Origin of the sequence: Paenalicyclobacillus macrosporangiidus (genome assembly GCF_900116805.1) — a bacterium.
GTDB lineage: Bacteria > Bacillota > Bacilli > Alicyclobacillales > Alicyclobacillaceae > Alicyclobacillus_H > Alicyclobacillus_H macrosporangiidus.
This window is the reverse complement of the sequence record NZ_FPBV01000024.1, coordinates 18,418-31,108: the sequence shown is the minus strand read 5'-3', so window position 1 is coordinate 31,108 and position 12,691 is coordinate 18,418. Positions and strand designations below refer to the sequence as shown.

General features: G+C 66.3%; 13 protein-coding genes. 7 read left to right on the top strand and 6 right to left on the bottom strand.

All coding sequences use genetic code 11. From position 1 onward, the window contains the following. The first annotated feature begins 33 nt into the window (after positions 1-33). From BM357_RS15850 to BM357_RS15840, 3 genes are all read left to right on the top strand, one after another. Positions 34-615 (top strand): hypothetical protein, encoded by a 582-nt coding sequence (locus tag BM357_RS15850; protein ID WP_139234759.1) that lies wholly within the window; start codon positions 34-36, stop codon positions 613-615. A gap of 64 nt (positions 616-679) precedes the next feature. Then, positions 680-1,636, top strand: a complete 957-nt coding sequence (locus BM357_RS15845) for an aldo/keto reductase family protein (protein ID WP_074955700.1) — start codon at positions 680-682, stop codon at positions 1,634-1,636. 104 nt (positions 1,637-1,740) lie between these two features. Continuing rightward, on the top strand, positions 1,741-2,958 hold the full coding sequence (locus tag BM357_RS15840; protein ID WP_074955697.1) for a molybdopterin molybdotransferase MoeA: 1,218 nt from the start codon (positions 1,741-1,743) through the stop codon (positions 2,956-2,958). 89 nt (positions 2,959-3,047) lie between these two features. Here the strand turns inward: BM357_RS15840 and BM357_RS15835 are convergent, their stop codons facing one another. The 4 genes from BM357_RS15835 to BM357_RS15820 all read right to left on the bottom strand — a co-directional run bounded on the left by BM357_RS15835 (position 3,048) and on the right by BM357_RS15820 (position 7,125). After that, a complete protein-coding gene (locus BM357_RS15835) occupies positions 3,048-4,067 on the bottom strand; it encodes a hypothetical protein (protein WP_074955695.1) in 1,020 nt (339 codons plus the stop codon). Next, on the bottom strand, positions 4,045-4,959 hold the full coding sequence (locus BM357_RS15830) for an ABC transporter ATP-binding protein (protein ID WP_074955692.1): 915 nt from the start codon (positions 4,957-4,959) through the stop codon (positions 4,045-4,047). The genes BM357_RS15835 and BM357_RS15830 overlap by 23 nt, the downstream gene beginning before the upstream one ends. After that, positions 4,934-5,377, bottom strand: a complete 444-nt coding sequence (locus tag BM357_RS15825) for a GntR family transcriptional regulator (RefSeq protein WP_074955689.1) — start codon at positions 5,375-5,377, stop codon at positions 4,934-4,936. Before BM357_RS15825 ends, BM357_RS15830 begins: the two co-directional genes overlap by 26 nt. 242 nt (positions 5,378-5,619) lie before the next feature. Next, positions 5,620-7,125 (bottom strand): phosphoenolpyruvate carboxykinase (ATP), encoded by a 1,506-nt coding sequence (locus BM357_RS15820; protein ID WP_074955686.1) that lies wholly within the window; start codon positions 7,123-7,125, stop codon positions 5,620-5,622. Positions 7,126-7,302: 177 nt separating this feature from the next. Between BM357_RS15820 and BM357_RS15815 the strand changes: the two genes are divergently transcribed. Beyond that, on the top strand, positions 7,303-8,238 hold the full coding sequence (locus BM357_RS15815) for a ketopantoate reductase family protein (RefSeq protein WP_074955683.1): 936 nt from the start codon (positions 7,303-7,305) through the stop codon (positions 8,236-8,238). Positions 8,239-8,262: 24 nt separating this feature from the next. Here the strand turns inward: BM357_RS15815 and BM357_RS15810 are convergent, their stop codons facing one another. Next, entirely contained in the window at positions 8,263-8,586 is a 324-nt protein-coding gene (locus BM357_RS15810; RefSeq protein ID WP_074955680.1) for a hypothetical protein, read from the bottom strand. Positions 8,587-8,859: 273 nt separating this feature from the next. Here BM357_RS15810 and BM357_RS19965 point away from each other — a divergent pair, with 273 nt between their 5' ends. The 3 genes from BM357_RS19965 (at position 8,860) to BM357_RS15795 (ending at position 11,110) form a co-directional block, all read left to right on the top strand. Beyond that, complete coding sequence (locus tag BM357_RS19965) at positions 8,860-9,291, top strand: DUF309 domain-containing protein (RefSeq protein WP_074955677.1); 432 nt, start codon at positions 8,860-8,862, stop codon at positions 9,289-9,291. Positions 9,292-9,410: 119 nt separating this feature from the next. Further along, entirely contained in the window at positions 9,411-9,608 is a 198-nt protein-coding gene (locus BM357_RS15800) for a DUF3311 domain-containing protein (RefSeq protein ID WP_074955674.1), read from the top strand. Next, the gene (locus BM357_RS15795) at positions 9,608-11,110 is read left to right on the top strand and encodes a sodium:solute symporter family protein (RefSeq protein WP_074955759.1); all 1,503 of its coding nucleotides are present in this window, start codon (positions 9,608-9,610) and stop codon (positions 11,108-11,110) included. The genes BM357_RS15800 and BM357_RS15795 overlap by 1 nt, the downstream gene beginning before the upstream one ends. Before the next feature lie 111 nt (positions 11,111-11,221). Here the strand turns inward: BM357_RS15795 and BM357_RS15790 are convergent, their stop codons facing one another. Beyond that, positions 11,222-12,448, bottom strand: coding sequence for an MFS transporter (locus tag BM357_RS15790; RefSeq protein WP_074955672.1), 1,227 nt, complete (start codon positions 12,446-12,448; stop codon positions 11,222-11,224). Positions 12,449-12,691 lie beyond the last annotated feature (243 nt).

Below are 12,691 nucleotides of genomic sequence, written 5' to 3'. Positions count from 1 at the left end.
AGAATTCCATCCTGACGTTGGAGCGTGCCCCGCATGCAAACGCTGAACCGTCTCTGCCCGTCCCTTGCGCCGGCGAAACAGGCGGGCGGCCACCCGCCGTGCCCTGGCCGTCGGTCCTTGCCGCTCCCGCAGGCCGCCTGGGTCGATGCGCGCAAGGCCAAGTCTCTGCTTTCGAACGTGCTCAACGCCTGGCACCAGGACACGGGGGGCGCGTACGCCGAAGCAGCAGCCATCCCATCCCTCGCCGCGATTCGCCACCAGTTCTGGTTGGCCGATTGCGGGCATCATCCGCCTCCGATGCTGGCTGCGGCCATCTGGCCGGACGGGCGCACAGCCGGACTGTTGGCCGGCTGGCCACGGCACGCGCTGCGGGACTTTTTCATCACCGGCGTCGCGCTCCATCCCTCGCTCGACCCCGCGTCTTCGGAAGGCCTCCGGACCGCGGAAACGCTGCTCGAGTGCGCGATGGATGCAAGCCTTGGGGCGGGGTGTGGCGGTTGGCTCGCCTGCCTGGCGGGTCCGGATGACGCCTGGTGGGAAGCGCTCGGTTTTTCGCCGGACGATCCGTTCACCCTCCGCCGCCTCGGCTACTTCCAACGAAGCCCCCTTCAGTGAGCCGCCAAATCCGCTTTGCCTGGGGAACCGGGTGGGGTACAATGGGGAGCGGAGGTGGACGTACATGGAATACCGCAGACTCGGCAAGAGCGGCTTGAAAGTGTCCGAGATCGCGCTCGGCAGCTGGCTTACATACGGTACCGTGACGGAGCAGGAACAGGCCATCGCCTGCATCAAGACGGCGTATGACCTGGGCATCAACCACTTCGACTGCGCCAACGTCTACGGCGCGACCCCGCACGCCGCGGAGCAGGTCCTCGGTCAGGCGCTGCGCGATTACCCGCGCGACAGCTACGTGGTGACGACGAAGGCGTTCTGGCCGGTCGGCCCTGGCGTCAATAACCGCGGGCTCAGCCGCAAGCACATCTTCGAGGAAGTCGAAAAGAGCCTGCGGGCACTCGGCGTCGACTACGTCGACATCTTCTATTGCCACCGGTATGATCCGGAGACGGATCTGGAGGAAGTGCTGCGCGCCCTCGACGACCTGGTCGCCCAGGGCAAGGTGCTGTACACGGGCATCAGCGAGTGGCCGGCCGACCGCATCGCGGCAGCGGTCAGCCTGCAGAAGGAGCTCGGCCTGCGCAAACTGGCGGCCAGCCAGCCGGTGTACAACCTCTTCAACCGATACATCGAGACGGCGGTCATTCCCATCTGCGACGAGGCGGGCATCGGCCAGGTGGTGTTCTCTCCCTTGGCGCAGGGTGTGTTGACCGGGAAATACAAGAAGGGCCAACCGCTCCCGGAGGGCTCCCGCGCCGCCACACCGAAGGTCTCGAAGACCATGCAGCAGTATCTGGACGACGCCTTACTCGACAAGGTGGAGCGGTTGCGCACCGTCGCGGAACGGCTGGAGATCACGCTCGCCCAGTTGGCATTGGCCTGGGTGCTGCGCTTGCCGAGCGTGTCGAGCGCCCTCATCGGCGCGTCGCGTCCGGAACAGGTGGAGGAGAACGTCAAAGCGTCCGGGTACAAACTGGACGAGGCGACGCTCGACGAGATCGAACAGATCCTGCAGGCGTGACCCAACGCAGGGCGGTACGGCGCACCGCCCGCATCACTCGCGCGGGAGGGGGACGTTCGGTTCCCCTCCCGCTTTGGTGCACGCCGGTCACCGAGGTGATGACCATGGACGCCTACTGCACCTTTGAGGACGCCGTACGCCGCGTGACGGCCCTGGGCCATGCGCTGCCCGGGGAGGAGGTGGCGCTGGCGGAGGCGGAGGGCCGCGTCCTGGCTGCACCGGTCCTCGCCCGCATCCCGGTGCCGCCCTTCACGCGCGCCATGATGGACGGGTTCGCCGTGCGCTCGGCGGACGCCCAGGTGCCTCCGGTGCGTCTGCGCGTGCGCACCACCACCGCGGCGGGCGACGCGGCGGCCCCCCCGCTCGGCCCGGGTGAGGCGGTGCGCATCCTCACGGGCGCCCCCCTGCCTCCGGGTGCCGACGCGGTGGTGCGGTTCGAGTGGTGCGACGAGCCGGAGCCCGGCGTGGTGACGGTGCTGCGCCGGATATCTCCCGGGGAATCGGTGCAGCCTGAGGGCGACGACGCCCCGGCGGGATCGACGCTCATCACCGCCGGCACCCGGCTGGGGCCGTTGGAACGGGCGTTGGCGCAGACGTTCGGCGTCGCCCGCGTGCGGGTGCGCCGGGTGCCACGGGTGGCCATCGTCGTCACCGGATCGGAGCTCGTCACCACCCCGGAAACGCCGCTTGGCCCCGGCCAGATCTACAGCTGCAACGACACGTTGATGGCCGGCCTCGTGGCCAGCGCCGGTGGCCAAGTGATGGCCGTCGACGTCTTGCCGGACCATCCCGACCGCATCAAAGAGGCCATCGCCCGGCACGCGGCGGCCTGCGATTGCGTCATCACCACGGGCGGCGCATCGGCCGGCGACTACGACTTCATCCCAAGCGTGCTGGCGGACCTCGGCGGGGAGATGTCGGTGCACAAGGTGTGGTTGCGCCCTGGCTCGCCGTTTCTCGCCGCCCGCGTCGGCGCCTGCACCGTGTTCTCCCTCTCGGGCAACCCGGCGGCCGCGCTGGTCCAATTCGAATCGCTGGTGCGGGTGTGGTTCGACGCCGCCCTGGGCCGGCCGGCCAAGCCGTTCCCGGCAACCGGGCGCCTGGCGCACGCACTGCACCTCAAGCCGGTCAAACACACCCGCGTCTTGCGGGCCCGCGCCGCGCTCACGGACGGCGTCCTGACGGTGGACACGAGCCTCGCCCAGTCTTCCGGGGTGCTCTCGAGTCTCGTGGCCAGCAACTGCCTGGTGCGCATCGACGAACCGGACCTGCCGGCGGGCACCCCGGTCCCCCTGCGCTGGTTGCCCGGGTGCGCCCCATAAGAGGTTGGCGTACGTCGTGCTCCGCTTCTGCGCTTTCTGCGCTTACGCGAGCGGCTCCGCGCAACGCACCCTCGCGCACATCACCGAACTCACGCCGACCGTAAGCGGCGGATCCACCAGCGGCGCACCTGGTGCAGCCCGACCCAGGTCAGTGCGGCCATCGGCAGCCAGACCGCGGTCAGCACCGGGGTCCGCCGGGGATCGAAGTCCATTCCCCCGACCGCCAACTCACCGCACACGGTCCCGACAATCAACCCGACGCCGGCGAACAGCACGTGCCACAAGGCCGGATATGCGAACAGCGCCCCCTCCCGCTCCAGTGGCAGACGGCGGAACAGGGTCTCGGCGGCGATGTACCACCCGAGCGCCCAGACGGCGTACCAGCCGCCGAGGCACCACAGGGGCGCATCCGACACCCCGGGCCCTGCCAAGGGAGACAATGCCATCACGTCGTTCGCCACCCGCCATACCACTTCGTCAAACGGCACCGGTTGGATGCTGGTGTGGGCCAATTCCTGAATCATCAGGCTGACATAGATGGGGAACCCCGCCAGTCCAAGTGCGCACAGAATGGCGGCGATGAGGTTGCCGACGCTGGTGGTCACGGCGAAGCCAACCATGAACACGGCGGATTTGAGGAGTCCTTGAAACAGAAACCACCCGGCGATGTCCCCCGTCGTCACCACGTGTCCGAAGGCGGCGTTGACCACGAACAGGTACACGGTTAGGAGCAACAGCGCCACCCAGACGCCGGCGAGACAAAACACCGCCTGCACGCGCACCACGTCCTGCCGCCGCACGGGCCCGGAGAAGGTCAACAACAATCCGCCGCGCGCCCGCTCCAAGCTCATCGGCACCACGCCGAGGACCAGTGCGGCCGCGGCCGTCCAGCTCACCGATGCGAAATGCGGGTGGAGCCCCTGCAACATCTGTACCACAGATGCGGCCAGAAGTGGCTGCTGCTCTGGGTGCGCCTGAACACCCGTCCAGTACCGGACCACGGTCTTGACGGGCGCAGCCCAGAACACGACCGCCAACAGCACCAGCCAGCCGCGGATCTGGCACCACTCCTTGTACACCACGGCCTTAGGAAAGGAGAATCCCTTCACGGCGATAGCCCTCCTTGTCCATGAAATGCCGGAACAGTTCGTCCAACTCGAGATCGAGCACCTCGCAATACTGGGCCCCCGCCTGGCGCAGCGCCGCCATCACCGCATCCACATCGCCGTCGACGGTGACGGTCACCATCTGGCCGCTGCGCACCACATCGACGACGCCCGGGTGCTGGCGGACGGCCTCCGGGATCTCCCCCGGCAACACCGCTTGCACGCGCTTGACGCGCTGCTTCAGGGCGTCCAACTGGCCAGAGGCCACTGCCCGCCCGTTGTACAGGACGGTGATCCCGTCGGCGATCCGATCCAGGTCGTCCAGATGGTGCGTGGCGATCACGATGGTCGTCCCGGCCCCGGCCGCCTCCTGCACCAACAGTTGCAGGAACTGGCGTTTGACGACCGGATCGAGCCCGTTGGTCGGTTCGTCGAGCAGGAGCACGTCGGGCCGCGCGGACAACGCCGCAGCCAGGCGCAGTTGGGTCTTCATGCCCTGTGAGAGATGGCGCAGGGAACGCCGCACCGGCAGCTCCAGCGCCTCCAGCAGGCGCTGGCAGCGCCCGTCGTCCCAGCGGTGGTAGAGCAACCGATGGTAGTGCAGGTAGTCGCGCACGCGCATCGCCCGCGGCAGGTCGCCCTCGCTGGCCACCAGGTGCACCCGCTGGCGCAGTTCGGCCGCCTCGTCGCCCACCAGCTCCCCGAGCACCCGCACCTGCCCGCCGGTCGGTCGGTACAGGCCCATCAGGATGCGCAGCAGCGTGCTCTTGCCGGCGCCGTTGGCCCCCACCACCCCGTGGATGCTCCCGGCCGGGACGGCCAGGCTCACGCTGTCGAGGACGATGCGGCCGTCGAACACCTTTCTCAGGTCAATCGTCTCCACGGTCCACACCATGCGAATCCTCCCCCCTGTCCACGTTCCTCTGTCCCTGCTCCTCTTCCCACTCGCGGACCACGTCCGCAAACAGAGCCAATGCCTCCCCCGGCTGCAGGTGCAGGTGATGCGCTTCGACGAGCAGCTTTTTCATCGCCTCCCGCAGTGCGGCGCGCCGGCGCGCCTCGTCCGACGGGATGGCCGGCTCGGCGATGAACGTGCCGCGCCCGCGGATCACCTCGATAACGCGCGCGCGCTCCAGCTCCTGGTACGCCTTGGCCACGGTGTTGTGATTGATGGCCAACTCCACCGCGAGCTCGCGCACCGACGGCAGCCGGTCCCCCGGGACCAGCATCCCCTTGGCGACGGCGGCTTTGACGCCGTCCACCACCTGCTGGTACACCGGCACGGGCAGCCTCGGGTTGACGCGCAACCACATCGGAACACCTCCTCAGACTGTCCATGTGTACCATTACAACTAGTACATACAGACAATACGGCAACGCAGCCGGGGTGTCAAGGCACCATGGAGCAGAGCCCAAGCCCTGTCGGCGCGACCCGATTCGCAGCCTGCATCCTCGCACATCCCGGGCACAAAAAAAACGCCCCCGCGGGCATCCCGTTCTCCCGCGGGGGCAGTGGCCTCCGGACAGCGCGCGTCCGGCCCAAGGTCCGCTCGTCTCACACCGACAACGTCTCAAACAGCGCCAGGCGCTTGCGGAACGCCTCGGCCAGGCTGCTGCGCGCCGCCTCGTACGACCGGGCGTCGGCGAACCCGGTCTGCGGACGCAAATAGACGTCCGGGATGCCCGGGATGGACACCGGGACATTCAGGAACAGGTCCTCATCCCGCTCCGTCGGCACGTCGTCGAGGGCACCAGCCAACACCAGATGCACGATCTGGCGCGTGAGCGCGAGCGGCATGCGATCCGTCTGCCCATAGCCGCCACCGACCCAGCCGGTGTTGAGCAGGTACACGGGCACGCCGTGCCGGGCCACGCGCTCCATCAGCATGTCCGCATAGCGAGCCGGGCGGTCCGTCAGGAACGGCGCGCCGAAGCACGCGGAGAACGTCGGCTCCGGATTGACGACGCCGCGCTCCGTGCCGGCCAGTTTGCTGGTGTAGCCGAGCAGGTAATGGCGACGGGCGTCTTCCGGCGACAACCGGGCCACCGCCGGCAACACGCCGGAGGCGTCCGCGGACAGGAACACGATGGCCTTTGGGTGGCCGCCGCGGCCGCTGGGCTCGACATTCCGGATAAACGAGAGCGGATAGGCCGCCCGCGTGTTCTCCGTGCGCGTGCGGTCGTGGTACAACGGGCGGCGCGCCTCGTCGTACATGACGTTCTCGAGCACCGACCCGAACCGGATGGCATGGTAGATGTCCGGCTCCCGCTCTTCCGAGAGGTCTATGCACTTGGCGTAGCACCCGTTTTCCATATTGAACACGCCGTCGTCTCCCCAGCCGTGCTCGTCATCCCCGATGAGCCGCCGCGCCGGGTCCGCGGACAAGGTCGTCTTGCCCGTCCCGGACAGGCCGAAGAACAGCGCCACATCCCCGGCCTCGCCGACAGACGCCGAGCAGTGCATCGGCAGCACGTCCTGCTCCGCCAGGTGATGATGCATCAAGGTGAAGATGGACTTCTTCAGTTCGCCCGCGTACTCCGTCCCGCCGATGAGGACGATCCCGCGCGCCAGGTGCAAAACAATGAACGTCTCCGACCGCGTGCCGTCCCGCGCCGGATCCGCCTTCAGCGTCGGAACCCCGTAGACGGTGAACCGCGGCGCGACGTCCGGATCGCCCGGCATGAACAGGCGCTGCACGAACAGGTTGTGCCAGGCGAACTCGGTCACGAACCGGACGGGCACGCGGTAGCGCGGGTGATGATTGACGGCGCCGTCAAACACGTAGCCGCCCTTCTCCGCCAGGTGCGCCTTGACCTTGTCGAACAACCGCTCGAACTGCGACTCGGTCAGCCAGTTGTGCGCCTCCGTCGGCAAGGGGCAACCCTCGTAGGCGACGAAATACTTGTCCTTTGGCGATCGGCCGGTGTACTTTCCGGTCTCGGCGCAGAGGGCCCCGTTCTCCAACAGGACCGCTTCGCCCCGGCAGACCGCGGCCTCAATCAGTTGCACCGGTGTCAGACGCTGAATGCTTGCCTGATTCACAGGACCACTCCTCACCATCTCCGTATGGCTCCTATTATGACATACTATATACGCCTGTCGCCACTATTTCTGACATACTTTTTGACCCATTTTTGAACAACAATGCGGCTCGTCAAAACGTGGTATCATGAGGGGGTCTGAATGGACAGACAAGCGACAATTGTTCCGATCTCAAATCTAAGGGAGGAACCGTCCATGCACGTGGTGGTGATTGGAGCGGGGGCGGTCGGGGGGTACTTCGGTGCGCGCCTGGCCCAGAACGGGATTCCGGTGACATTTCTTGTCCGGGAGCGGCGACGCCAGCAACTGGCGGAACGGGGCCTTCGTGTGCGCAGCATCCATGGCGACATTCAGTTGTCTCCGCAGCTGGCCGTGCGCCCGGAGGACATCGCGAACCCGGGCCTGGTCCTGCTGGCGGTCAAACAATACCACCTCGAAGGCGCACTGCCTCAGGTCCAAGCGCTCGCCAAGCAAGGGGCGTACGTGCTGCCGCTGCTCAACGGCATCCGGCACCTGGACGCGCTCCGTTCCGTCATGCCGCCGCGCCAGCTGCTCGGCGGCCTGTGCCACATCGAGGCGACGCTCGATCAAAGCGGCGACGTCATCCACACCAGCCAACTGCACGATATCACCTACGGTCCGCTGGCAGAGACGGATGCCCGGGACCTGCCCGCCATCGACGAGACCCTGCAAGGACGCGGGTTCATCGCCCGCCGGAGCGAACAGGTGTTGGTCGACATGTGGATCAAATACATCTGCCTGTCGACCCTCAGCGGCCTCACCGCGTCCACCCGCAAACCCATCGGCGCGGTGCGGGACGACGGACCCGCATCCCGCCTCATGCGCCAATTCGCCGCGGAAGCGGCCGCCGTCGCGCGGGCGGAGTGCCCCGAGGTCCCGAGCGATGCGGCGGACCAGGCGGTGCGCTGGTTGGAGCGCCTGCCGGCGTCGATGACCGCCAGCATGCACCGGGATCTGGAGAAAGGGTTGCCCATCGAGATCGAAAGCATTCAGGGCGTGCTCGTCGAGCTGGCCGAGCGGCACGGCATCGACACCCCGGCCATCCGCGCGCTGTACGCCATCCTGCATCCCCATCGGGATGGCGCCCGCGAGCCGCTTCGGCAGGCCTGACGCCCGCCCCGGGCCCGGTGCGCATCACCGGGCCTCCCCGGCTTCGCCGGCGCGACCCTTGCACCGGGCGATCTCCGCCAGCAAATCCGCCCGAAAGCGGGTGATCTCGGCGCCCGGCTGTTGCAACTCCCGCTCGGTGAACGCCCGCAGCCAGGGACCCCCGCGAAACGGCGCCACGTTGTGCGGCGCCACGCGCACCTCGTACTTCGGCCCCTCCCCGCTCCCGTCGTCGGGAAGCCGGCGGATGGTGCGCACCAGCACATTCGCAGTCTGCGGATCCATCGGCTCCGCGACCAGTTCCATGTCGGCCAGCGGAAACCGGGTGAACAGCCACGTCCACTCCCCCATGTCGTTCACCTCCCGTCTACTTCCTCGCGCTGGATGGGCACTGGGTGGGCGCTGGATGGCGCCCGTTCCAACGTATGTCCGCCCTGGTCCTGTGCCGCCCTGCGTGATAACATGGTCGTGCGTGCGGTCCCGGGTGTCCGCGCCGCTCCCTCTGCCGAGGGCGCACACCCGCTTCGATTGACCCCAGTATACACCACCGGGTCGTCGTGGACCGTGCCCGAACCGAATCGCCGTGTGGCTTCCACGCACTCCCCGTTGTCCCGAGGTGAACCCATGGACGCTCGCCTGATGTCCTACCTCTACTGTTTCAACATCACGCGCGATTATTTCGAATGCCACGAGTACGGTGAATCCCTTTGGCTCGACAGCGGCCGCCCCGTCGGGCTCAAAGGCCTGATTCAGACAGCGGTGTGCCTCTATCACTTGGAAAACGGAAACGTCCGCGGCGCGTGGCGGATGTGGCAGCGTGCCCGCACGTACCTCACTCCGTTGCGGCCCGAGTACGAATCCATCGACGTCGGCCGGCTGATGGACGACATCGACGCGGTGTTCGCACAGGTGCCCGTGGATTGGCGCCCGATGCAGGTCAGTCCGGCCCAGGTGGAGGCCCTGCATTTGCCCCGGGTTGACATTCGCATCACCGATCCCGCCATCGCCGCGCAACTCCCCCAATGGTCCCCGGAACCGCTCCCGGATCGGGATTGAGTCTGTAAATTTTTTACCTTTCTAATCCACTTTTATTTGATTTCAAAAGTGTATCCTCGTACAATCCGGTTGCAATCGTTTACACCGTCAGATTGGGATTGGGAAGGGAGGAAGACGGCTTGCGCCGATTTGCCGTCTGGATTTTGTTCATCGTCCCGTTTCTCGCACAGTTGGTGGCGCTGCCTTGGGTGAACCGGATTCATCCGATGGTGCTGGGCTTCCCGCTCTTGCATTTCTGGCTCCTCATCTGGATGCTGCTCACGCCGCTGTTTACCCTCGCCATCCACTGGGTGCTGAGAAAGGAGGAACAGGCATGATGCACGGAAATGCGCTGGCTTTCGCAGTCACCGCCGGGATCGTCCTCGCCGTGGTGCTCATCGGCTTTCTGGCGGGACGCGACAAAGAGGCGCGCAGCTCCGTGGAGGAGTGGTCCGTCGGCGGCCGGCGCCTCGGCAGCCTGTTCGTGTGGTTCCTCGTGGGCGCCGACGTCTACACGGCGTACACGTTCCTCGGGTTGACCAGTTCCGCGTACAGCGGCGGGAGCATCGCCTTCTTCGCGACACCGTACGTGGTGCTCGCCTATCCGATGGCGTATTTCTTCCTGCCGAAATTATGGCGGGTGGCCAAAGAACACGGCTACATGACCCTGGCCGATTACGTGGGCGGCCGATTCGACAGCAAGCTGCTGTCCTTCTTGGTGGCCATCACCGGCGTGCTCATGCTCATCCCGTACATCGATCTGCAGCTGAGCGGCATCCTCGACACCCTGCAGGTGGCGGGCGCGGGGTTGGTCAACGTCAAACTGATTGTCATCGTGTCGTTCCTTCTCGTGGCGCTGTACACGTTCTTCAGCGGCCTCAAGGCGCCGACGTACACCGCCATCATCAAGGACATCCTGGTCTGGGTCGTGATGCTGTTCCTCGTCGTCTCCCTGCCCATCCTCCACTTCGGTGGCTGGGGCCAGATGGTGCTGGCGGTCGCGACGCAGCATCCGAAGCTGCTCGTCCTGCCGGCCTCGGGTCCGAAGGGGATCCTGTGGTTCTCCACCGCGGCCCTCATCTCCGCCATGGCGCTGTTCATGTGGCCTCATACGGCGACGGGGACGTTCAGCTCGAAGAGCGCGGACATCCTGAAGAAGAATGCCATCGTCCTGCCGCTCTACAACATCGTCCTCATGCTGGTCACCTTTCTCGGGATCCTGGCCTTCATGGTCGTCCCGCAGGGGACCAATCCGCGCCTGGCGTTCCTGACGCTCATCCACGACTCGTACGGCGGCTTCACCCAGGGCCTCGCCTACGCGACCATCGCCCTGGCGTCGCTGGTGCCTTGCTCCATCATGGCCATCGGTGCCAGCAACCTGTTCGCGAACAACATCTACCGCGACTGGATCCAGCCGGACGCCAGCCCGAAACGGCTGACACTGGTGACGCGTTCGATGGTGTTCGTGGTCATCGGCCTCGCGCTGCTGTTCGGTCTGGCGTTCCCGACCGCTCTCGTGTCGTTGCAGTTGATGGGCGTCTCGGGCATCGTCCAGACCTTCCCGGCAGTCGTCTTGAGCCTGTACGTGCGCAACCTGCCAAAGGAAGCGGTGACGGGCGGCCTTCTGGCCGGCCTGGCGACGGTGTTCTACCTGTACGCCAGCCACAATGCCCACGGCGCCTACGAGGGATTTTGGGGGCTGTTGGTCAATCTCGCCGTCATCGCGGTGCTGACGCCGCTGTTCATCGGCAGGGCGCGCCAGCGCACCAACGCCGTGATGAAGTCCCTGTTCGGCGGCCGGAGCGAGCAAAGCCGGGCTCAACAACCGAACATCGCGTGACTGCGCTCCATCCCGTGGATGCCTGGTCACGCCGGGAGAGGGCGCTTCCACGCCCCCTCCTCCTCTCCTCCCCGGTTCGCCACGCAACACCTTCCCGCCGGCCGCGCCCCGTCATGTGGCCGTGCCAGACCTCACCGACGGGTTCTGCAGCGGGCGCTTGCCGCGAGGGACCCAGCGGCTGGACCAAAACGCCACGCCGCTCGTCACCAGCAGCAGCAGACCGGTGACAAGGAACACACTGTGCGGCCCGAACGCACCGCCGATGGCTCCGCCCACCAGCGGCCCGACCATGTTCCCCACCTGGTTGGCGGTCTGGTTGAGCCCGAACGCCCGGCCGCGAAACTCCGGTTCCGTGGTGGAGACCACCAGACCGTTGAGCGCCGGGAAAACCGCGCAGAAGAACGCCCCGTACAGGAAACGGACGATGGAGAAGCCCCAGATGTCGTGAAACGGGATCTGGGCCAGATTGCCAATCCCGCCGCCGATGAGTCCAATCAGGAGCACCTTGTGGAACCCGGTTCGGTCCGCCCAGCGGCCCCATCGCGGCGCGAACAATACGCTCGCCACCCCGGCGAGCGAGAACACGATGCCCGCCAACAGCGAGGCGTCCTGCAGGGATCCGCCCAGTTGGGCGATGTACAAGGGCAACACCGGCTCAATCGTCATGATGGAGAACGTCGTCAGCACTGTCAGACCGAGTGTCATCAGAAAGGCACGATTGGCGGCTGCCAAGCGCAGCGCCTCGATGACGGAGCTGCGCGTCTTGCTTGGGACGAACTTTTCCTCCGTGACGAAGAACAGAACCAGCAGGGTCGCCAAGAGCACCAGCACGCCCGCGCTCGCGAACGCCACCCGATTGCCGAACCACCGGGCGATCCCGCCGCCCAACAGCGGCCCGAGGATGCCGCCCACCGCGTTGCCCGTCGACATCAGGGCGAGCGCGTACCCCACCCGCGCCTCCGGCGTGTTCGTCGCCACCAGCGCGATGGCCCCCGGCACGTATCCCGCCAGAGCCCCCTGCAGCGCGCGCAGGATCAACAACTCGTACGGATTGCTCACCAACGCAGTGAGGATGTACAGGATGCAAAGAGAAAAACCGGCTCGCAGGATCATCGGCTTCCGGCCGTACTTGTCGGCCAGGGACCCCCAGTAGGGGGAGACCAGCGCACCGGTCAGGAAGGTGATGCTGTACAGGAGCCCGGACCACAGCTCCGTGTGCTGATTGACGCCAATCTTCAAGAGAAACAAGGGCAAAAACGGAACCACCATCGAAAAACTGGCCGACGTCACCAGGACGCCGAACCACAACAGCCACAGATTTCGTTGCCAGGTCTCCATCGCCGCCTCCGAATTCCGCCTAGGATGTCCTAGATTCTACGCTCTTTCGAAGGACGAAGGAATTCGAAAATCCGTTCACATGGCGCCGATTTGCCCGAAATCCCGCAATTGGCGGCGAACAACCCGGCGAGACGCGAATTCTCGCCGGGTTGCGGACCGTTCCCTCATTTTTTGTCGAGTTTTGTCGTGGCCGACGGGATGCAGAATCCATGCCCGGATGGGGAGGACCATCCACAGGCCACG